Here is a 19713-nt window from a genome sequence, read left to right as displayed (position 1 = left end):
CGTTAAAAAAAGAAACAGATTGTTTAGAAAAGCCTGTAAAATATTCAAGTGTAAACCGTTACAAAAAAAGCATTCATAAATGACGATTCGTTGACAGTCCTGTCAAAAGAAGTGTATCTTTAAGAGAGCAAACCATGGACAAATGTGCGTTTTTTTGGAGGGAAGCACAGTGAGAATCCTACATCAATCACAAGGATTTACAACTTTTGAACAGGCTTATGAAATGGCAGAAAAGTCAAATCGACCTGTCTTATATAGTAAAACGATGGAAGTCGAATCAATAGACCCTCTTCAATTTTATGAAGCGGGTTATTCTATCTTTAACGGCAGCCGTTCTTTCTGGCAGGATCCAAAGTCAGAGCTTGTCTTTGCAGGTGCCGGTTCTGCAAAAACATTTTATATAAAAGAGCGTGACCGTTTTGATTCACTGAGTGATCAGTGGAAAGCATTCCTTAAAAATGCAGTAATTGAAAAAGGAGACGCTTGGACAGGACCGGTTATTTTGGGCGGTTTCTCATTTGATCCGCAGAAAACAAGGAGTAAAGAGTGGTCTGCTTATGAGCAGGGTTATTTCCAGCTCCCTGCGTTTATGCTGACTGTTGATCAGTATGGCAAAACCTTTTTAACAGTAAATGTTGAATGCAAAAAAGGTGACAGTGCTGTTCAGGTATGGAATCAGATGCAAAAGCAGAAAACTGCATTGCTGAATAAATCAGTGAGCAGTATAAAGGATGTAAATGTTTTATCAATAAAAGAATTTGACCCGGCAGAATGGAAATCCTCCCTGACATCGGTTGTTAAGCAGATCAACCGCGGTGAGATTGAAAAGGTAGTGCTGGCAAGAAAAGTGAAGGTTACTTTTGATGATAAAAAGCGTTCTGACTCTGTACTTGAAAAGTTAAGAGATGATCAGAGTGAGAGTTTTATATTCTCTTTTGAGTCAGGTGACAGTTGTTTTATCGGGGCAACACCGGAGCGGTTAATTAAAAAGCATCAGAATAAAGTGCTCTCGACGTGTCTAGCAGGGTCTATAGCCCGTGGCAAGTCCGTGAAAGAAGATCATCAGTTCGGGAATGAATTGCTGCATGATGAGAAAAACTTAGGGGAGCACGAAATTGTTGTGCGCATGATCTCAAAGAGCCTTGAGGATCTATGTACTGAATTATCTGTGCCGGAACAGCCGGTACTGATGAAAATGAGAGACATTCAGCACCTGTATACACCGGTTGAAGGAATCACAGACCGGACATCTATTCTGGAGTTTGTAAAGGAACTTCATCCTACACCAGCACTCGGCGGTACACCTACAGATGAGGCCATGCGAATTATCCGTGTAGAAGAAGAGATGGACCGGGGTTTTTATGCAGCACCGGTTGGCTGGCTGAATGCAGAGGGTGACGGGGAGTTTGCGGTTGCCATCCGTTCAGGTCTGCTATCAGGTGAGCATGCTTATTTGTATGCGGGCTGCGGAGTAGTGAAGGATTCTGATGCTGAAAGCGAGTATCAGGAAACTTTGATTAAGCTGCGTCCGATGGTGAGAGCTGTAGGAGGAACGATTTCATGAGTCATAAGAAAAATTTAACGGTTTACGTATCATCTTTTATAGAACAGCTTTATCAAAGCGGCGTCAAAAGAGCAGTGATCAGTCCTGGATCACGCTCTACGCCGCTTGCTTATTTATTGGAGAACCATCCGCATATTCATACATATGTAAACGTGGATGAACGCTCTGCTGCTTTTTATGCGCTCGGGATGGCAAAAGCTTCTCAGGAACCGGTTGTCATTGTCTGTACTTCAGGAACGGCTGCTGCGAATTATTTTCCGGCTGTTGTAGAAGCGCGATATGCAAGGGTGCCCCTGATTGTACTGACAGCAGATCGTCCACACGAGCTGCGTGATAATGGTGCACCTCAGGCAATTGATCAGATCAACCTGTTTGGCAAACACGCTAAGTGGTTTTTTGATATGCCGCTTCCTGAGTCTGAAACCAATATGCTGCAATACACAGGAAGAATTGCTGCAAAGGCTGCAGCAAAAGCAGCTGCTGCACCCAAAGGCCCGGTTCATCTGAATTTTCCTTTCAGAGAGCCGCTGTCCCCGGATCTATCTTTTAAACCCGGCAGCATGCCTTTATCTGCGATCTATTTAGCTGAAAAACAGTTAAGTGAAAAACATTTATCAGACCTTACCACGGAATTAAATCAATCTGTCAAAGGGCTCATCATTGCAGGACCTTCAGAGGACCAGGCAGCTGCGGAGGCAATTATTCATTTAGCTGAATCAACAGGCTTCCCGGTACTGGCTGATCCACTAAGTGGACTGCGTACACTGATGGCAGATCATCCTTCTGTCATTGAATGCTATGACGCATTTCTAAGAGACGACGAAATTAAAAAGCAACTTTCGGCAGACCTGATCATCCGATTTGGGGGCATGCCGGTTTCAAAGGCGCTGACACAATACGTTAAAGGGAGCCCGTGCAGTCAGTGGCTAATTGATGAAGGTGCTGACTGGCGTGATCCGACTTCATCAGCTACGCATTATCTTGAAGTAAATGACGGACTTTTTGCACATCAGCTGGCGAAAGAAACAGATCAGAACAATGATGATTTGTGGCTTGATCAGTGGATGACGCTCAATGAAAAAGCAGAACGTGAAATCCGCTCTTACATTGACAATGAAAAGGATGAAGGAGCGGCTGTAGGCACTTTATTGCAGTCTCTGCCTGAAGGGGCGCATCTGCTGGTTGGTAACAGTATGCCCGTGCGTGATGTGGATACGTTCTGGATTCGTGGAATGATGCCATTCCACGTCTGGGCAAATCGCGGGGCAAATGGTATTGATGGGGTTGTTTCAACTGCGCTCGGTATTGCTGAAGTGAAGAATGAACCTGTTTACTTATTAATTGGTGACTTATCGATGTTCCATGATTTAAATGGGCTTCTTGTCACGAAACAGCATGAGAGTCAATTACAGATTGTTATTATGAATAACAATGGCGGGGGAATCTTCTCATTTCTTCCACAGGCAGCAGAGCCTGAGCATTTTGAAACACTTTTTGGCACGCCGCCATCACTGGATTTTAAACATGCAGCTGCTCTTTATGGTCTGGATTATGACAGGTGCGAAACGAAAGAAGCGCTGAAGGAGTCACTTGCATCCGGCAGTCCTCAGCTTAAAATGATGGAAGTCATCACAGACCGTGAAGAAAATACAGCTTCACACCGCCAGCTATGGAACACTGTCGCTCGTGCAATGCGGGGTGAGTAAATGATTGTAAACGGAGAAGCTTATCACATTGAGATTGAAGGCAGCGGCACGCCGGTTGTGTTGCTGCACGGTTTTACCGGTAGTACAAAAAGCTGGTCAAGGCTGATTCAGTCTTTTAAAAATGAGTTTCAGATGATCGCAATCGATCTGCCTGGTCATGGCCGGACAAAAGTTTCAAGTGGTGAAAAATATAGAATGGAACAGACCTGTGGGTCAATTAAAGCCATTCTTGATCAGTTAGAAATTAAGAAGGCGGCTTTTATTGGTTATTCAATGGGCGGCAGAACAGCGCTCGCTTTTGCGAATCTGTATTCTGAGCGTGTCAGCTGTCTCGTCTTGGAGAGTGCATCTCCAGGTCTTAAAACCGCTGACGAACGATTAGCAAGACAGAATCGTGATGATGAACTTGCAGCTTTTATTGAAAGCGCAGGGATTGAACGCTTTACTGACAGGTGGGAGCAGGTGCCGCTCTTTGAATCACAAAAGCATTTAAGTGCTGAAAAGCGTCAGGAGATCCGCGCATCCAGACTGGAAAATAAACAAGAAGGTCTTGCTGAAAGTTTGCGTTATATGGGTACAGGCATCCAGACATCTTATTGGGAACATCTCAAAACGCTTCATATTCCTGTTTTATTGTTGACAGGAGAATGGGACCGGAAGTTTATTAATATCGCAAATGAAATGGAAAAACTCCTTCCAAATGCCGTTCATCAGAACATTTTGCAGGCTGGGCATGCAATACAGGTGGAACAGCCGGAAAAATTTGATACAATGGTAAGGGAGTTTTTAAACAAAAACTCGACTACATAATAAGGAGGTTTCTTTCATGACTCGTGAATGGGTACAGGAACGAAACTATGAAGATATTTTATATGAAACGTATAATGGGATTGCGAAGATCTCGATTAATCGTCCGGAAGTGCGTAATGCTTTCCGTCCAAAAACAGTAATGGAACTGATCAATGCTTTTGCTTTTGCACGCGATGACTCTAAAATCGGTGTGATCGTACTTGCAGGTGTCGGCGATAAAGCATTCTGTTCAGGCGGAGACCAGAGTGTCCGCGGACACGGCGGTTATGTAGGTGAGGATGAGATTCCACGCCTGAACGTACTTGACCTTCAGCGTCTGATCCGTGTAATTCCAAAGCCTGTTGTTGCTATGGTATCAGGCTACGCTATTGGTGGGGGACATGTCCTGCACGTTGTATGTGATCTGACAATTGCTGCTGATAATGCAATCTTCGGCCAGACCGGACCTAAAGTCGGTTCATTCGACGCAGGTTACGGCTCAGGCTACCTTGCACGTATAATCGGACACAAGAAAGCACGTGAGATCTGGTTCCTTTGCCGTCAGTATGATGCAAAAGAAGCGCTTGATATGGGCTTAGTGAACACAGTTGTACCACTTGATCAGCTTGAGGATGAGACGGTTAAATGGTGTGAGGAAATGCTTGAGAAGAGCCCGACTGCACTGCGCTTTGTAAAGGCTGCAATGAATGCAGACACAGACGGTCTTGCAGGTCTTCAGCAGTTTGCAGGAGACGCAACACTTCTTTATTACACAACTGATGAAGCAAAAGAAGGCCGCGATGCCTTTAAAGAGAAGCGTAAGCCTGACTTTGGTCAGTTCCCTCGTTTCCCTTAAATCGATGAATCTGCCCTGTGAGCTCCGGCCTGCAGGGCGTTTTTTCAATTTTAGCTTTGTTAAAGTTGGCTGCTGATTTCCGCTTCAGGGGGACTTCGCGGCCGGGCGGTGAGCCCGCAGGCTACGCCATGGCCTCACACGTCCCTTCCTGCCACAGGAGTCGCCCCCTGCAGCGAGAATCATCAGCTGTGCAGAAACAATAATGATCTTTAACTAAGCTTCAATTTTGTGAAAGGAGGATACATATATGAAAAGCTGGCTTGAGAAGAGAGCGGCTTTATCGCCGGATCAGATCGGACTTTATGCAGGTGATAAACATACATGGACATTCCGTGAGATGAATGAAGAAGTGGCTGACCTGGCTGAACGAATCATGCCGCATATAAGCAATCAGGGACCAGTCGCACTGCTCATTACGAATCAGCCTCAAGCTGTTTTACTGATCCATGCTCTTCAAAAAATCCGTGTGCCTGTGCTAATGCTGAATAATCGCCTTTCACAAAAAGAATGGCAGTATCAGCTTAAAAACAGCCAGGCTCAACTTGTGATTCATGAAGATCAGTTTGTACTTGATATGGACAGAGCTGTTTCAGTCGATGAACTAAGAAATAGTGAGCGTCAGGAAATCCGGGTATTTGAAAAAGAAGACGTATGTTCAATTATGTATACGTCAGGTACCACCGGAAATCCCAAAGGTGTGATGCAGACTTACGACAATCATTTTGCAAGTGCAACCGGCTCAGCATTTAATATCGGTCACCAGCCGAATGATATCTGGATGTGTGCTGTTCCATTATTTCATATCAGCGGTTATTCGATTCTGATGAGAAGTGTGATTTACGGCATTGCTGTAAGGCTGTATGAGAAGTTTGACGAGCGTAGCATACATGCTGATCTTATAAGTGGAAAAGGTTCTGTACTTTCAGTGGTCACAACGATGCTTCAGCGGTTGCTTGATGTGAAGAATGAAAGTTACCATCCTTTTTTCAGATGTATGATTCTAGGAGGCGGACCAGCTCCTTTACATATGGTGGAACGATGTCATCATGAGAATATTCCTGTGTTTCAATCGTATGGAATGACGGAAACTGCTTCACAGTTCACAACGCTTTCACCTGCTGATGCTACACGTAAAACAGGGGCTTCGGGAAAACCGCTTTTTCCGGGTGAAATAAAAATTGTGGACGATCAGGATAAGGAATGTGCTGTAAATGTAATTGGTGAGATTCTTGTGAAAGGTCCTTCTGTTACAAAAGGGTATCTGCGCAACGAACAAGCTACGAAAGAGGCATTTGCTGAAGGATGGCTGAAAACCGGTGACGTAGGATATCTGGATGATGAAGGGTTCCTCTTTGTTTCTGACCGCCGTTCAGACCTGATTATTTCAGGTGGTGAAAATATATACCCTGCGGAAGTAGAATCTGCGATTGCGAGTCATCCATCTGTCAAAGAAGCTGGTGTCGTTGGTAAAAAAGATGAGGAGTGGGGAGAGGTGCCTGCTGCCTTTGTCGTTTTAGTTGAACAAATTGAAGAAGACGACCTGCACACTTTTGTTAAAGAACGACTAGCAGCCTATAAGCGTCCGAAAATCTATTGTTTTACAGATGAATTACCTAGAAATGCAGCAGGAAAGCTGCTCCGGAGAAAGTTAAAAGAGGAGATTAACCATGAATCTTTCTAACGCCGTCATCAGTAAAATCAATATGACGTTAAAAACACCTTTTCATACAAGTCTTGGTACGGTAACGGAGCGGGAAGGGCTTGTGCTGGAATTATATGATGAAAACGGGGCGTGTGGTCTAGGAGAAGGAGTTGCCTTTTCATCACCCTGGTATACAGAAGAAACCGTGGAAACTAGCCTTGAGATGATTCAGAAGCATCTACTGCCGTTATTATTTCAAGAACCCGTTACACATCCTGAAGATCTTGAAAAAAGGTTCTCTTCAGTGAGAGGAAACCCGATGGCAAAAGCTGCAGTTGATATGGCTGCCTGGGATTTATATGCAAGGCAGCAGGGGAAGCCTTTGTCAGACTGCCTCGGAGGAACAAGATCGCTTGCGCTTGCCGGAGTTGCAATCGGATCAAAGAATCTGGATGATTTAATGAATCAGGCTGAACAGGCACAGAAAGAGGGATATCAGCGGATTAAAGTCAAGATACGTCCCGGATATGATCTCGTGCCACTCAAGGAGCTGAGGGACCGGTTCCCTGATATTCAGATTCTTGCAGATGCAAATTCAGCTTACAGCGGCTATACAGAAGACCTTTTAGCACTTGATGACCTCGGCCTTCAAATGATTGAGCAGCCTTTTTCACCGGAGGACCTTGCTCTGCATGCTGCCATTCAGCGTGAAATGAACACGCCAATTTGCCTGGATGAAAGTATTAATTCATATGCTGCAGCACTCAATGCCATTACATTTAAAAGCTGTAAAGTGATCAACCTTAAAATTGGCCGTGTTGGAGGAGTCACAGCTGCAAAGAAAATTCATGATCTGTGTATGAAAAATGATATCCAGGTCTGGTGCGGTGGTATGCTGGAGTTTGGTATTTCAAGAGCCCACAACGTTTCACTGTCACTGCTGCCAGGGTTTACAATACCAGGTGATCTGTCGGCTTCAAACAGATACTGGGTAGAAGATATCACAGTGCCTGATCTGTTAGTTGATAAAGGGTTTGTTGAACCGTTTGAGGGTAATGGTATTGGGATTGAGCTAAATAAAAGACGGCTTGATGAAGTAACAGTTGAGCGATTTGAATATAAAAAATAGACATCGGCACATGCCAATGTCTATTTTTTCGTTATTCCGCTTTCATCGCTGTTCTAAGAGATTCAATATTGTTCTCCATCAACGAGAAATAAGTTTCTTCGTTCTCGATATTATCTTCAGTCAGCGTAGATAAGTTATGCACAGTAAGCGCTTCTGCACCAATTTCTTCCTGAATGACATCCGTTAGTTTTGTAGAAACATTCTGTTCAACTAAGATATATTCTACATTTTGAGATGAAGCGGATTCAATCAGTTCAGTAAGCTCGCGTTGTGAAGGCTCGTCAGTGGTTGATATGCCGGCAATTGCCTGCTGCTCTATACCGTATCGGCTTTCCCAATAGCCAAAAGCTGCATGTGATACAAAAAATTGATTAATTTCAGCTTCACTTGCAAGCTCTTCAAACTGATGGTCAAGCTCATCAAAGCGTTCAACCAGGTTTTCGTAGTTTTCAGTAAAATACGCTTCCTGATCCGGCATTTCTTCAATTAATGTTTCTTTTACTGATTCAGCTAATGATTTTGACAGGACTGGATCGAGCCATACGTGAGGGTCTGTATCGCCATGATCATGTCCTTCGTGTCCTTCTTCGTGAGCGTGCTCATCTTCTTCGTGAGCGTGCTCGTCTTCTTCGTGAGCGTGCTCGTCTTCTTCGTGAGCGTGCTCGTCTTCTTCGTGAGCGTGCTCGTCTTCTTCATGAGCGTGCTCGTCTTCTTCATGAGCATGCTCGTCTTCTTCATGAGCGTGCTCGTCTTCTTCATGAGCGTGCTCGTCTTCTTCGTGAGCGTGCTCATCTTCTTCGTGAGCGTGCTCGTCCGAATGTTCTTCTTCATGTTCAGCATGTCCTTCTTCGAGCTCGGCATCACTAATACCATCAGCTGTAGCTACCATATTCAGATTTTCACTCGCTAATACGTCAGTTGCATTCTCAACAAAGCCTTCAAGTCCAAGTCCAATGTAAAAGAATACATCTCCCTCAGCAAGGTCAATCATATCTCTTTGGGAAGGTTCAAATGTATGTTCGTCTGCTCCTGGCGGATAGATTGTTTCAACTGATACGTATTCTCCACCTATCTCCTCAGCGAAATATTGAAGTGGATATACAGTCGTATAAACTTCAAGCGCATCTTCATTGCTTTCAGTCTCGTTTGATCCTGTATTACAGCCGGCAAGTATCCACGGGGCTACAGCGGCTAACATAAGTAATGATTTTTTCTTCATAGTGCACCTCGTTCTAAATAGTAATAGTTCCGATTTGTAACTCAACAACCGTTACTTTACTATGAAAACAAAAAGATTGCAAGAGAAAACCGTCAGGAATTTTTTCTTCCTGACGGCCATTTATCCGGAACATGGTCAACGCCGCCCGGATGCAGCGGCTGACATTTTAAAATTCTGATTATCGTCATAAGTCCGCCTTTGAATGCACCGTGTTTCTGAATGGCTTCAAGTCCATACTGTGAACACGTCGGGTAAAAGCGGCAGCTGGGGGGAGTTAATGGCGAAATACCTTTTTGATAAAAACGGATCACTGCAAGCATCATTTTTTTCATACTTTCACCTCGATCATTACATTAATTATAGTGTAGCACGAGATTGCCCACATTAAGCCATACATGCTCAGGACGTTTAAAATCAGTAATGAGTGGTACAGAATAAGTAGTAAACATTATTTGAAAGGATGATCAATCATGAGTACAAATCCCGAATTAGTAAAAAGCGTGAATACACAGATTGCGAGCTGGACGGTGCTTTACACAAAGCTACATAACTATCACTGGTATGTAAAAGGACATCAGTTCTTTACCCTGCATGAAAAGTTTGAAGAGCTTTACAATGAAGCTGCGATTCATATTGATGAGCTTGCTGAAAGGCTGCTTGCGCTAAAAGGCGAGCCGGTAGCGACGCTTAAAGAGTCTCTTGAGATGTCTCTTGTGAAAGAAGCGAATGGCGGCGAATCAGCCGATCAGATGGTCGAAGTATTGAATCAGGACTTTGAAATACTAATGAAGGATTTAAAAACAGGGATGGATCTTGCGCAGAAGGATGACGATGAGATGACAAGCGATATGTTACTTTCAGTTCACCAGAGTCTTGAAAAACATGCGTGGATGCTTCGTTCATTCCTTGGAAAATAAAAAGTAAGCACTGCTGATCATCATCAGCGGTGCTTTTCTTAATCGTAAATGATAAAATGTGTCTAAGGAGTGATGATATGGAAATCTCTTCAATCATGGCTAAGCAGACAGCACAGATTCAACAGACAGCAAGCTTGAGTATTATGAACAGCGCAATGACCCAACAGGCAGCGGGCGCTGTTGCAATGCTAGAAGCAATGAATAATCAGGGCGGTACACCTGCCCCGCACCCTCACAAAGGTCAGATGATTGATCTGAAGGGGTAATTTAAAAGGATGGGACCCGGTGTCCCATCCTTTTAAATTACGCTAATGATAAAAAGTTTTGGTGTCATCTAGTTTTTCAAGTCGGCCTTTGAGTGATTCTACTATGTATAGGCGAATAAAATAAGCGAGCTCATCTTCTGACAGCTCTTTTACCATTTCTAGAAGTTCAGTGTGGTCTAACTGCTCAAGTATTGTGAAGGCGATCATATCAAGATCTTCCTGACTGCCGCGGATTTTACCTTTATACATTTCAAAAATTTCATCTACGAGTTTCATGTTCCCGTCCTCCTTTCAAGATGTCCAGGAAATCCGTAGTTCGTATGTCTCACTACTACTATACCCGGGAAGTCTTTTTCTAATCATGAAGATTACTGGTAATGGACATACTGAATGGAAAGGAGTGATGTAAATGGAGCAGAAAAACACTTACTATGTTTCAGTTGCAAGGCGTGAAATCTTAAGAAGCGGAACAGATTCACCATATGAATTTGTTGTAAACGCGACGGACGATGAAATTACAAAGTTGAGGATTATGTTCGACCGGAATGAGGAAAGCGAGATGGAAGGATTTCTAACCGGCCAAATGCCTTCTGTACCTTATCATTTGGATAGCACCAATCAGCAATCAGATAATCTGTTGATTAAAATCTACAGACTGATCGGAGAAATTGGCGATGAAGAGGCAAGGAACCACATTGTGACAATGGGGATCAAACCACCTACAGAAGAACATCCGTTTATTGATCGGGAAAGCTAGAAAAAGTTTAATGCATAATAAACTTCTTACTTATGGTTGAGCATGAATTGAAAGGCTGAGACATCAAGTCCCAGCCCTTCATCATTTTAAAGCTCAATCTCCTCTGCGGACTCAATAACCTGCTCAGGTACTTCAATATTTTCAACCTCATTATAATCAGTGTACTCAGACTCAAGCTTCTGCTCCATCATCATGGATTCCTCGGCAAACTTCATATTCATCGTCATATCAAGATCAAGATCCAGTGATTCAATCAGGAAGCTTTCTTTATCAATTGTAATCACATACAGCACATCTTCAAAAGTAGTGTTCTGGAATAATGCTTCTGCCGGGATACCAAGGCCTAGATCGGGCATTAATTCGCCGGTCTGTTCAATCAGCATATCGCTAAACTTTTCACCGGAAGCATTCAGCGTTAAAATAAAGCTGTCATCATCCTGTTCAAATGTAAAATCTTCAATATAGGCTTCAAGGTTTTCAAGCTCGCTCGCAGGGTTGGATTGTGATTCATTCATCTGAAGCAGCTGCTCTGACATTTCAGATGGAAGCTTAACCCAGCCCTCTGTAGAAGGGTCCTGCATGAAGAATCCTTCTTCAGTCATGTAAGATTCCACGGTAAAGCTCTGTTCTTCAGCAGCTTCTTCACCTGTCATTTTTGTCGTGTTGACCTGGTGAACGGTCAGCGGGCTGTTGATCATGGACATGTCGATTTGAGATTCTGTATTGATAGTTGCCTCAGTGCCCATTGTTACAGCCTGGTTCAGTATAGCAGTTGATTTCACGCTTTCAACTTCATTATTTTTTTCAAGCGCTTTGCTGTATACCTCTTCAATCGTCATTGATGATGTGTCTTTACTTCCATCAGCCGGTTCAGCGGTTTCAGTGCAGGCGGTTAGTGTTAAAGTTAAAGCAGCGGTTGTAAATAGAATTGATTTTTTCATTCAATCATCTCCTAATTTGTAGGTCCTTACCAAATATACGGACTGATATTCAAAAAGTTTCAATTATGTTGAAAGCAGGTGGCTTTTATGTATCAATTTACAGACGATAATGGTTACAAAGTTACATATTCTTACGAAGAAAACCCATTTTCGGCATCGCCTGCACATGTCTTTATTTTAACACGCTATAACGGACAGTGGGTGTTAACGCAGCACAAAAAGAGAGGGATTGAATTCCCGGGCGGCAAGGTTGAAGAGGGTGAATCAACAGTTGAAGCAGCAGGCCGGGAAGTGATGGAGGAGCTAGGGGGAAAAGTTGGTGAGCTGATCTATATCGGTCAATATAAGGTGGATGTGGACCCTGAAATCATCAAATCAGTTTATTACACTGAGCTGACTTCTCTGAAACCAAAGCCTGACTATCACGAAACAGACGGACCGATTATGGTGACAGGCGATCTATTAAATGAACGCTTCAAAGAAAAATTCAGTTTTATCATGAAAGATGAGACTGTCAGACTATCAATTGAATATATTCAGCATGAACTGGACGGGGGGAGAAGCCTTGGGTAAAAATGGTGAGATTATTCGCAAGCAGCTTTATCCATCACCAAACCCACGTATTGTGATGCATGAAGTGCTTTACTGGTCTGAAGGGCTGAAAGTAAAAGGCTTGCTGGCAGAGCCAGTTGAGGAAGGGACGTATGACGGCTTTTTATATTTGCGTGGTGGAATTAAGGGAATTGGAATGGTCCGGCCATCAAGAATTGCCCAGTTCGCCTCTCAGGGATTTATCGTGTTTGCCCCTTATTACCGTGGGAACAGAGGGGGAGAAGGGAACGAGGATTTTGCAGGTGAAGACAGGATGGATGCAGTGAATGGTAATGTCGTATTAAGGAATCATCCATCTTTTTCAGGTCACTTGCATGTGTTCGGCTTTTCGCGAGGTGGCGTTATGGCATTAATTGCAGGTATTGAGGATCCTGAGATTTCCTCGGTTGTCACATGGAATGGCGTTTCTGATATGGTGCTGACTTATCAGGAGCGAAAGGATATGAGAAGAATGATGAAGCGCGTCATTGGCGGTTCACCATCAAAGGTGCCTGAAGCATATAAGTGGCGAACACCGTTGAATGAAATAGAGAAACTCAACTGTCCGGTGCTCATTATACACGGTGAGCTGGATGACAATGTGTCACCTGAGCACGCATATCAGCTGGAAGAGAAGCTGAAGGAGTACAACAAATCAGTAGAGAGCTGGTATTATGCTGATTTTCATCATGCATTTCCACCGCTTGAAAATATTGCAACGGTCAGGAAACTGACAGACTGGATGAAAAAACAAAGGAGCTGAACGAGATGGGGATGCCGTTAGAGTTAAATACAATGATTGTGACAAAAGGAAGAGAAGAGAGAATCGAAAAGAACTTTTTCAAGCTTGAGAAAGATGAGTACAGGCTGTATCCAATGCATATACCGCTTGAAGTGAAAAACTCAATTGCAGGTGAAGTGCGAGGGATCGCAGAGATTTATAAGCTTGAATGGAGCGGTCAGAAAACGGTCATCTATTTTGAAATGAAATCGCTCGAGTCTACAAATTAAAAAGCGTATCGGCTTAGCCGATACGCTTTATCTATTTAGACGATTGGTCCGCCAAGTCTGGCGATCCGCTCATCTACGCTAGTGAACTTCTTAAAGTTCTCTTTAAACTTTAATGCAAGCTCCATCGCTTTTTCCTCGTATTCACTTTCATTCTTCCATGCAAAACGCGGCTGCAGCACATCATCAGGTACACCTGGAATGTGAAGCGGTGTCTCAAGTCCGAATAGTCCATTACTTGCAGTCTCCGTATTTGCAAGCTCACCGTGGAGAGCAGCCCTAACCATTGCTCTTGTGTAAGTAAGTTTCATACGTGATCCCGTCCCGTAAGCACCGCCAGTCCAGCCGGTATTGACCAGGTATACTTCTGCATCATGCTCTTCAAGCTTTTTACCAAGCATTTCAGCGTATACAGTCGGTTCAAGTGGAAGGAAAGGAGATCCAAAGCAGGTTGAGAACGTTGCTTCCGGCTCAGTAATGCCTCTTTCAGTGCCGGCAAGCTTTGATGTGTAGCCGCTCAGGAAGTGGTACATTGCCTGTTCTTTTGTCAGCTTTGCGATCGGAGGCAGTACACCAAATGCATCAGCAGTCAGGAATACAATTGTATTCGGGTGACCGGCTCTGCTTGGATCCACGATATTTCTCATCGCCTGCAGCGGATATGCAGCACGCGTATTTTCAGTTAATGAAGAGTCATCATAGTCTGCTTCATGTGACTCAGGGTCAAGCACGACATTTTCAAGGACTGAACCAAATCGGATCGCATCGAAAATCTGCGGCTCTTTTTCCTCTGACAGGTTAATGCATTTCGCGTAGCATCCACCCTCGATATTAAACACGCCATTATCAGACCAGCCGTGCTCATCATCCCCAATGAGCTTACGGTCAGCATCTGCTGATAGCGTTGTTTTACCAGTTCCTGAAAGTCCGAAGAATAATGCCACATCCCCTTCAGCACCAACGTTTGCTGAGCAGTGCATCGGTAAAATATCATTTTGCGGTAGCAGATAATTCATCACAGAGAAAATAGACTTTTTCATTTCGCCTGCATATTCTGTGCCACCGATTAAAATTGTGCGTTGTTCAAATGATACAATGATAAATGTTTCAGAATTTGTACCATCTGTTTCAGGGTCAGCTTTCAATGATGGAGCAGACAAAATTGTAAACGGCGCTTCATTCCGGCTGGTCCATGCTTCACCTTTTTCAGGTCTGATAAATAGCTGGTGGGCAAAAAGATTATGCCATGCGCGCTCGTTGACCACACGGATTGGGAGGCGGGAATCAGCATCAGCGCCTGCAAATCCTTCAAACATAAATACTTCTTCTTTTTCACCAAGGTGGTTTAGTACTTTCGTATATAAACGGTCAAATGAATCCTCAGAGATCGGCTGATTGACTTTACCCCAGTCAATCTTGTCACGTACAGAAGCTTCATCCACAATAAATTTATCTTTTGGAGAGCGGCCGGTGTATTTGCCAGTTTCCGCTTTTACAGCGCCTGTAGAAGTTAATGTGCCTTCTTCTCTCATTAATACCTTCTCTACAAGCTGAGGTACAGAAAGGTTCTTATTCACGCGTTCGCTCATTAATAGTTCTTTTAATTCTGAAGTGTTTCGGATTGTTGTCATGTTATCTCCCACCTTTTCAGTAAGTCATTCACCTTTGTTCGAAATTAGTATAACACATTCAATTGAATAGTCTATACTAATTGGTGATTTCGTTAAAAATTCTTAAATTGTTTGTTTTTTAAAGGTTGGCTGATGATTTCCGCTTCAGGGGGACGCTTTCCGCGGCCGGGCGGTGAGCCCGCAGGCTTCGCCATAAGCCTCACCTGTCCCTTCCTGCCGCAGGAGTCGCCCCCATCCACTCCAATCAACAGCTGTGCAAGTAAGATAATGGATTTTAAAAAATGAAAGCTTAATAAAAGTTCTTATTATCATAGAATATTATGATTGACATTACACATTCATTTCCGTAAGATAGTTTTTTGAACGGATACTCTTATCCCGAGCTGGTGGAGGGACAGGCCCTATGAAACCCAGCAACCTGCTCTGCAAAAAAGCATGATGCTTTTGCGGTCCAAACATTTGGAGCGAAGGTGCTAACCTGGAGCAAGACGTGTGTCTTGAACGATAAGAGTGAAAGGCGAACTGATTATGAACCTTTCCTCATGAACGTGATTTGAGGAGAGGTTTCTTTTATTTATGCCGAAACTTGGATGATCTTGTAGGTTAACGTTCGATCTCTAAGGGTAATGAGTACCGTCGACTATTTGCTTCACAAGGAGGAGACTTATATGTCTGTAAAACGTCGTTTATTTACATCCGAGTCCGTAACTGAGGGACATCCGGATAAAATCTGTGATCAGATTTCTGATTCAATTCTTGATGCAATTCTGAAAGATGATCCGAATGCCCGCGTGGCATGCGAAACTTCTGTTACAACCGGACTTGTTCTGGTAGCTGGAGAAATCTCAACTTCTACGTATGTAGATATCCCTAAGATCGTACGTGAAACGATCAAAGAAATCGGTTATACACGTGCTAAATATGGTTTTGATGCGGATACTTGTGCAGTACTAACTTCTATTGATGAGCAGTCACCTGACATTGCAGCAGGAGTTGACCGTGCGCTAGAAGACCGTGAAAGCCAGATGACTGACGCGGAAATCGAATCAATTGGTGCAGGCGACCAGGGGCTTATGTTCGGTTATGCAAATAACGAAACAGCTGAACTGATGCCACTGCCAATCTCACTTGCTCACAAACTGTCACGCCGTCTGACTGAAGTGCGTAAAGAAGATATTCTTCCATACCTTCGTCCTGATGGTAAGACGCAGGTGACAGTTGAATATGATGAAAATGACAAGCCGGTGCGCGTAGACACAATCGTTATCTCAACGCAGCACCATCCGGAAGTCAGCCTTGAGCGTATTCAGCGTAACCTGAAGGAACACGTAATTAACCATGTCGTTCCTGCAGAGCTAATTGATGAAGATACTAAATACTTCATTAACCCGACTGGGCGCTTCGTTATTGGCGGACCTCAGGGAGATGCCGGTCTGACTGGCCGTAAAATCATCGTTGATACTTACGGTGGATATGCGCGTCACGGCGGCGGTGCATTCTCTGGTAAGGATGCAACGAAAGTTGACCGCTCAGGTGCTTACGCTGCACGTTACGTAGCGAAAAACATCGTTGCTGCAGGTCTTGCTGATAAATGTGAAGTACAGCTTGCATACGCAATCGGCGTAGCGCAGCCTGTATCAATTTCTGTTAATACATTTGACACTGGTAAAGTGGAAGAGGATACACTTGTGGATCTGATCCGTAATCACTTTGACCTTCGTCCTGCAGGCATTATTAAAATGCTTGACCTTCGCCGTCCGATCTACAAGCAGACAGCTGCTTACGGACACTTCGGCCGTAATGATCTTGACCTTCCATGGGAAAGAACAGATAAAGCAGATGCGTTGAAGAAGGATGCTAACGCATAATAAGAATACAATCCGTCCGGAATATATCTGTTATGATATATTCCGGATTTTTTGTTGAATGGGCATAGATCAAATTTCACTATTCTAAGAACATGGTGTGAGTTTCTTTGAATCACAGTAAGCGTCAAACGAACCACACCTTCTGTTGTGTAACCTTCCGTGACAAAATGAAGGAAATCAAATATGTAACGAACGTGTTCAATCAAGCTACGATTTTTTCTACTTTCTCTTCACATAGACATTTCAAACGGATCTTAAGCCAGATGAAATGCTCCTTTCTTCGAAAGGTACACCGACTGCCTCTTATCCTATGAACACATTGGTTATATGGAAGGTGTGGTTATTGAATGGATGTAAAAGAAAGCTCAAATCACGTGCCAAGTGGATACGTAGAAAAGATGTCGCGTATCTATGAAGAGTGGCGTGAAAGTGACTTATCATTAAAAGCATTTTGCGAGACTCGGGATGAAGTCACGTACAGTCAGCTTCATTATTTTAGAATGACTTACCGGCCAGAGGATATCCAACAGGAACGTCCAACTGGATGGGCAAAAATCAATATGCAATCCCCTACTACGAAGCTCGACCTGCACGTAGGGCCATATAAAGTTGTGATCCCTCCGGGATTTGATAAAGAATTATTAACTGAACTGCTGGAGGTGATCACGCCATGATTCTTCAACCGGAATCTATACGCAATATATACCTCGCTCAAGGCGTGACAGATATGCGATTATCCATTGATGGTCTTGCGGCCATCGTACAGGAAACGTTTGAATTAGATCCGTGTTCTTCAGATATCTTTTGTTTTGTAACCGTGAACGGGATAAAGTGAAGATTCTACACTGGGAGCACAATGGTTTTTGGCTGTATTATCGCAGACTTGAAAATGGCCGATTCCGTTGGCCCGAAGGGCGTGAAGATGAAACCACTTCTCTGAACCCTAAACAGTTAAAGTGGTTGTTAGAAGGACTGACGATTGAAGATGGAAAAGTTCATCCGAAACTTTCCGGCATGAAAGTTATATAAGGGGTAGACCTCAGACAGAAGGTGTCGTACCCTAGGGGTATGAAAAAACAAACGACACCTTCTCATCCTAAAACTTCAAATAAAGACCGCATTCATGAACTGGAAAAGCGTAACGAAGAGCTCGAAGCTCTTGTCTCTTGGTATGAAGGCCAATTCAAACAGCTTCAAACCGAGAAATTCGGCCGTTCCAGTGAAAAGACGAATACCTCCGATGGTCAGATTGAACTTCCACTTTTTTAATGAAGTAGAGATCACTCAAGATTCAGCACATGAAGAACCACAGTTAAACGAAAGCGATCTCGTTTCAAGCACTCAAAAAAACAAGCGAAAGCGTTCATCACATGAACTGAACCTTCCGGTTGAAAAAGTCACTTATCATTTACCTGAAGCTGAACGAAATTGCGAAAGCTGCGGGCATGACCTACACGTTATGACGACAGAAACAAACCGCACACTTGAAATTATTCCGGCCAGTGTCAAAGTCACTGAACACGCGCAAGAAGTATATGCTTGCCGTCAGTGTCAGGAATCTGGGATTGAAACACCTATTATCAAAGCGCCAAAACCGGCATCAGTCTACCCTAAAAGCATGGCATCTGCCTCATCGATGGCTTACGTGCTGACCCAAAAATATCAATCTGGTCTCCCTCTGTACCGTCAGGAACAGCTCTTTAAACAACAGGGGATTCCTCTTTCGAGACAGACAATGGCGAACTGGGCAGTTTATGGGGCTGATCAATGGTTATCACCATTAGTGACACAGATGAAGGCTAAAATGATGAAGGAAGCTGTCTTACATGCAGATGAAACGTCTGTTCAAGTGCTGAACGAAGAAGGTCGTGCAGCTTCATCAACTTCTTATATGTGGCTCTATCGGACTGGTCAGACTTCTTTTCCGTGCGTGGTTTACGATTATAAAACCACTCGTGCCGGAAAAAATCCGAAGGAGTTTCTTAAAGACTTCAAAGGATTTCTTCATGTGGATGGCTATGCAGGCTATCACAAAGTTGCGAACGTGAAACTGTCAGGTTGTTGGGCGCATGCGCGAAGATACTTTGTTAAAGCTGCCAAGAGTGCCCCGAAGAAAAAAGGGGAACTGTTAAACCTCCCTGAACAGGCAGTTCAAAAAATTGGGCAGCTGTATAAGATTGAAAAAGAAATACGAGAGCTGAACTTAAATAGCGATAAACGTCACCAGCTTCGAAAAAAGAAAAAGCCTGCCAATTGCGGAGGCTTACTTCGAGTGGCTGAAAAAAATTCGTCCAACTGTGTTGCCGAAAAGCCCTTTGGGCGAAGCCATTGTATACTCACTCAATCAAAAAGATGCTTTGCTTACCCCCTTTTCAGATGGTCGACTTGAAATTGATAATAATTTAGCTGAACGTAGTATCAAACCTTTTGTGATCGGCCGAAAAAACTGGTTGTTTTCGAATTCGATGAAAGGCGCAGATACCAGCGCACTTATTTACAGTGTGATCGAATCAGCTAAAGAAAATGATCTAAAACCGTTTGAATATCTCACTTATTTATTTGAAAAAATGCCAAACACAAATCTGTCTGATCAGCAGAATCTGGATCAGTTTCTGCCGTGGTCTAAACAAATACCTGATCACTGTCGAATTGAAAAAGTAAACAAGCATTAAGTAAAAGCCGTCCCGAAGGGTACGGCTTTTCTGTTGCCTCAAATATCATCATCAAAATAATCAATGTGTGTTTGCTTTGACGCTTACGAATCACACCGTTTTTTCTCCAAACACCACCTGCTATTCTTTGAACAAAGACGTGTATGCTAAGAACATC

At 43.5% G+C, this 19713-nt stretch carries 23 protein-coding genes and 1 riboswitch; of the genes, 18 read left to right on the top strand and 5 right to left on the bottom strand.

Annotation, left to right across the window (positions count from 1 at the left end; genetic code table 11):
• Window positions 1-169 precede the first annotated feature (169 nt).
• From DH10bf12_RS16185 to menC, 6 genes are all read left to right on the top strand, one after another.
• Window positions 170-1564: an isochorismate synthase gene (locus DH10bf12_RS16185; protein ID WP_471736277.1), complete on the top strand. Its 1395-nt coding sequence runs from the start codon at window positions 170-172 to the stop codon at window positions 1562-1564.
• Window positions 1561-3270, top strand: coding sequence for a 2-succinyl-5-enolpyruvyl-6-hydroxy-3-cyclohexene-1-carboxylic-acid synthase (gene menD, locus DH10bf12_RS16180; protein WP_471736276.1), 1710 nt, complete (start codon window positions 1561-1563; stop codon window positions 3268-3270). The genes DH10bf12_RS16185 and menD overlap by 4 nt, the downstream gene beginning before the upstream one ends.
• Window positions 3271-4080: a 2-succinyl-6-hydroxy-2,4-cyclohexadiene-1-carboxylate synthase gene (gene menH, locus DH10bf12_RS16175; protein ID WP_471736275.1), complete on the top strand. Its 810-nt coding sequence runs from the start codon at window positions 3271-3273 to the stop codon at window positions 4078-4080. It begins immediately after the preceding gene.
• Between the two features lie 16 nt (window positions 4081-4096).
• On the top strand, window positions 4097-4915 hold the full coding sequence (gene menB, locus DH10bf12_RS16170; RefSeq protein ID WP_471736274.1) for a 1,4-dihydroxy-2-naphthoyl-CoA synthase: 819 nt from the start codon (window positions 4097-4099) through the stop codon (window positions 4913-4915).
• Between the two features lie 247 nt (window positions 4916-5162).
• Window positions 5163-6596 carry an o-succinylbenzoate--CoA ligase gene (locus DH10bf12_RS16165; RefSeq protein ID WP_471736273.1) on the top strand — a complete coding sequence of 478 codons (1434 nt, stop codon included), beginning with the start codon at window positions 5163-5165 and terminating at the stop codon, window positions 6594-6596.
• Complete coding sequence (menC, locus tag DH10bf12_RS16160; RefSeq protein ID WP_471736272.1) at window positions 6583-7686, top strand: o-succinylbenzoate synthase; 1104 nt, start codon at window positions 6583-6585, stop codon at window positions 7684-7686. The genes DH10bf12_RS16165 and menC overlap by 14 nt, the downstream gene beginning before the upstream one ends.
• 31 nt (window positions 7687-7717) lie before the next feature.
• Here menC and DH10bf12_RS16155 read toward each other — a convergent pair whose 3' ends face one another.
• Both DH10bf12_RS16155 and yidD read right to left on the bottom strand, forming a co-directional pair.
• Window positions 7718-8905 carry a metal ABC transporter solute-binding protein, Zn/Mn family gene (locus DH10bf12_RS16155; RefSeq protein WP_471736271.1) on the bottom strand — a complete coding sequence of 396 codons (1188 nt, stop codon included), beginning with the start codon at window positions 8903-8905 and terminating at the stop codon, window positions 7718-7720.
• 92 nt (window positions 8906-8997) lie between these two features.
• The gene (gene yidD / locus DH10bf12_RS16150; RefSeq protein WP_471736270.1) at window positions 8998-9237 is read right to left on the bottom strand and encodes a membrane protein insertion efficiency factor YidD; all 240 of its coding nucleotides are present in this window, start codon (window positions 9235-9237) and stop codon (window positions 8998-9000) included.
• Between the two features lie 138 nt (window positions 9238-9375).
• On the opposite strand from yidD, the gene DH10bf12_RS16145 reads away from it, so the two are divergent.
• Together DH10bf12_RS16145 and DH10bf12_RS16140 are read left to right on the top strand one after the other, a co-directional pair.
• Entirely contained in the window at window positions 9376-9822 is a 447-nt protein-coding gene (locus tag DH10bf12_RS16145) for a Dps family protein (RefSeq protein ID WP_471736269.1), read from the top strand.
• Window positions 9823-9899: 77 nt separating this feature from the next.
• Window positions 9900-10088, top strand: a complete 189-nt coding sequence (locus DH10bf12_RS16140) for a putative motility protein (RefSeq protein WP_471736268.1) — start codon at window positions 9900-9902, stop codon at window positions 10086-10088.
• Between the two features lie 42 nt (window positions 10089-10130).
• On the opposite strand, the gene DH10bf12_RS16135 is transcribed toward DH10bf12_RS16140, so the two are convergent.
• Window positions 10131-10364: a DUF6154 family protein gene (locus DH10bf12_RS16135; RefSeq protein WP_471736267.1), complete on the bottom strand. Its 234-nt coding sequence runs from the start codon at window positions 10362-10364 to the stop codon at window positions 10131-10133.
• A 133-nt stretch (window positions 10365-10497) separates the two neighbouring features.
• Between DH10bf12_RS16135 and DH10bf12_RS16130 the strand changes: the two genes are divergently transcribed.
• Complete coding sequence (locus DH10bf12_RS16130; protein WP_471736266.1) at window positions 10498-10845, top strand: hydrolase; 348 nt, start codon at window positions 10498-10500, stop codon at window positions 10843-10845.
• 86 nt (window positions 10846-10931) lie between these two features.
• On the opposite strand, the gene DH10bf12_RS16125 is transcribed toward DH10bf12_RS16130, so the two are convergent.
• Window positions 10932-11786: a DUF6612 family protein gene (locus DH10bf12_RS16125; protein ID WP_471736265.1), complete on the bottom strand. Its 855-nt coding sequence runs from the start codon at window positions 11784-11786 to the stop codon at window positions 10932-10934.
• Between the two features lie 87 nt (window positions 11787-11873).
• On the opposite strand from DH10bf12_RS16125, the gene ytkD reads away from it, so the two are divergent.
• From ytkD to DH10bf12_RS16110, 3 genes are read left to right on the top strand one after another with little or no spacing between them, the layout of a single operon-like run.
• Entirely contained in the window at window positions 11874-12359 is a 486-nt protein-coding gene (gene ytkD, locus DH10bf12_RS16120) for an RNA deprotection pyrophosphohydrolase (protein WP_471736264.1), read from the top strand.
• Window positions 12360-12414: 55 nt separating this feature from the next.
• On the top strand, window positions 12415-13140 hold the full coding sequence (locus DH10bf12_RS16115) for an alpha/beta hydrolase family protein (RefSeq protein WP_471738257.1): 726 nt from the start codon (window positions 12415-12417) through the stop codon (window positions 13138-13140).
• 5 nt (window positions 13141-13145) lie between these two features.
• Window positions 13146-13388 (top strand): DUF2584 family protein, encoded by a 243-nt coding sequence (locus DH10bf12_RS16110; protein ID WP_471736263.1) that lies wholly within the window; start codon window positions 13146-13148, stop codon window positions 13386-13388.
• A gap of 35 nt (window positions 13389-13423) precedes the next feature.
• On the opposite strand, the gene pckA is transcribed toward DH10bf12_RS16110, so the two are convergent.
• A complete protein-coding gene (gene pckA / locus DH10bf12_RS16105) occupies window positions 13424-15016 on the bottom strand; it encodes a phosphoenolpyruvate carboxykinase (ATP) (RefSeq protein ID WP_471736262.1) in 1593 nt (530 codons plus the stop codon).
• A 370-nt stretch (window positions 15017-15386) separates the two neighbouring features.
• Window positions 15387-15527: riboswitch (SAM riboswitch) on the top strand.
• Between the two features lie 157 nt (window positions 15528-15684).
• Here pckA and metK point away from each other — a divergent pair.
• The 6 genes from metK (at window position 15685) to DH10bf12_RS16075 (ending at window position 19556) form a co-directional block, all read left to right on the top strand.
• The gene (gene metK / locus DH10bf12_RS16100; RefSeq protein WP_471736261.1) at window positions 15685-16884 is read left to right on the top strand and encodes a methionine adenosyltransferase; all 1200 of its coding nucleotides are present in this window, start codon (window positions 15685-15687) and stop codon (window positions 16882-16884) included.
• A 347-nt stretch (window positions 16885-17231) separates the two neighbouring features.
• Window positions 17232-17558, top strand: coding sequence for an IS66 family insertion sequence element accessory protein TnpA (gene tnpA, locus DH10bf12_RS16095; RefSeq protein WP_471736260.1), 327 nt, complete (start codon window positions 17232-17234; stop codon window positions 17556-17558).
• 112 nt (window positions 17559-17670) lie between these two features.
• On the top strand, window positions 17671-17913 hold the full coding sequence (tnpB, locus tag DH10bf12_RS16090; RefSeq protein ID WP_471736259.1) for an IS66 family insertion sequence element accessory protein TnpB: 243 nt from the start codon (window positions 17671-17673) through the stop codon (window positions 17911-17913).
• A 39-nt stretch (window positions 17914-17952) separates the two neighbouring features.
• A complete protein-coding gene (locus DH10bf12_RS16085) occupies window positions 17953-18153 on the top strand; it encodes an IS66 family transposase (protein WP_471736258.1) in 201 nt (66 codons plus the stop codon).
• Window positions 18125-19273 (top strand): IS66 family transposase, encoded by a 1149-nt coding sequence (tnpC, locus tag DH10bf12_RS16080; RefSeq protein ID WP_471736257.1) that lies wholly within the window; start codon window positions 18125-18127, stop codon window positions 19271-19273. The genes DH10bf12_RS16085 and tnpC overlap by 29 nt, the downstream gene beginning before the upstream one ends.
• Window positions 19182-19556 (top strand): IS66 family transposase, encoded by a 375-nt coding sequence (locus DH10bf12_RS16075; protein ID WP_471736256.1) that lies wholly within the window; start codon window positions 19182-19184, stop codon window positions 19554-19556. The genes tnpC and DH10bf12_RS16075 overlap by 92 nt, the downstream gene beginning before the upstream one ends.
• The last annotated feature ends 157 nt before the right edge of the window (window positions 19557-19713 follow it).

The sequence above is a fragment of the Jeotgalibacillus sp. 10bf12 genome, from assembly GCF_055597105.1.
The sequence above is the reverse complement of the archived record's forward strand: the minus strand, read 5'-3'. Positions and strand labels throughout refer to the sequence as shown.

Excerpts from the sequence above, each read along its gene's own strand:
- menD (WP_471736276.1), top strand. The coding sequence starts at position 1,561 with ATGAGTCATAAGAAAAATTTAACGGTTTACGTATCATCTTTTATAGAA.
- menH (WP_471736275.1), top strand. The coding sequence starts at position 3,271 with ATGATTGTAAACGGAGAAGCTTATCACATTGAGATTGAAGGCAGCGGC.
- menB (WP_471736274.1), top strand. The coding sequence starts at position 4,097 with ATGACTCGTGAATGGGTACAGGAACGAAACTATGAAGATATTTTATAT.
- DH10bf12_RS16165 (WP_471736273.1), top strand. The coding sequence starts at position 5,163 with ATGAAAAGCTGGCTTGAGAAGAGAGCGGCTTTATCGCCGGATCAGATC.
- menC (WP_471736272.1), top strand. The coding sequence starts at position 6,583 with ATGAATCTTTCTAACGCCGTCATCAGTAAAATCAATATGACGTTAAAA.
- DH10bf12_RS16155 (WP_471736271.1), bottom strand. The coding sequence starts at position 8,905 with ATGAAGAAAAAATCATTACTTATGTTAGCCGCTGTAGCCCCGTGGATA.
- yidD (WP_471736270.1), bottom strand. The coding sequence starts at position 9,237 with ATGAAAAAAATGATGCTTGCAGTGATCCGTTTTTATCAAAAAGGTATT.
- DH10bf12_RS16145 (WP_471736269.1), top strand. The coding sequence starts at position 9,376 with ATGAGTACAAATCCCGAATTAGTAAAAAGCGTGAATACACAGATTGCG.
- DH10bf12_RS16140 (WP_471736268.1), top strand. The coding sequence starts at position 9,900 with ATGGAAATCTCTTCAATCATGGCTAAGCAGACAGCACAGATTCAACAG.
- DH10bf12_RS16135 (WP_471736267.1), bottom strand. The coding sequence starts at position 10,364 with ATGAAACTCGTAGATGAAATTTTTGAAATGTATAAAGGTAAAATCCGC.
- DH10bf12_RS16130 (WP_471736266.1), top strand. The coding sequence starts at position 10,498 with ATGGAGCAGAAAAACACTTACTATGTTTCAGTTGCAAGGCGTGAAATC.
- DH10bf12_RS16125 (WP_471736265.1), bottom strand. The coding sequence starts at position 11,786 with ATGAAAAAATCAATTCTATTTACAACCGCTGCTTTAACTTTAACACTA.
- ytkD (WP_471736264.1), top strand. The coding sequence starts at position 11,874 with ATGTATCAATTTACAGACGATAATGGTTACAAAGTTACATATTCTTAC.
- DH10bf12_RS16115 (WP_471738257.1), top strand. The coding sequence starts at position 12,415 with ATGCATGAAGTGCTTTACTGGTCTGAAGGGCTGAAAGTAAAAGGCTTG.
- DH10bf12_RS16110 (WP_471736263.1), top strand. The coding sequence starts at position 13,146 with ATGGGGATGCCGTTAGAGTTAAATACAATGATTGTGACAAAAGGAAGA.
- pckA (WP_471736262.1), bottom strand. The coding sequence starts at position 15,016 with ATGACAACAATCCGAAACACTTCAGAATTAAAAGAACTATTAATGAGC.
- metK (WP_471736261.1), top strand. The coding sequence starts at position 15,685 with ATGTCTGTAAAACGTCGTTTATTTACATCCGAGTCCGTAACTGAGGGA.
- tnpA (WP_471736260.1), top strand. The coding sequence starts at position 17,232 with ATGGATGTAAAAGAAAGCTCAAATCACGTGCCAAGTGGATACGTAGAA.
- DH10bf12_RS16085 (WP_471736258.1), top strand. The coding sequence starts at position 17,953 with ATGAAAAAACAAACGACACCTTCTCATCCTAAAACTTCAAATAAAGAC.
- tnpC (WP_471736257.1), top strand. The coding sequence starts at position 18,125 with ATGGTCAGATTGAACTTCCACTTTTTTAATGAAGTAGAGATCACTCAA.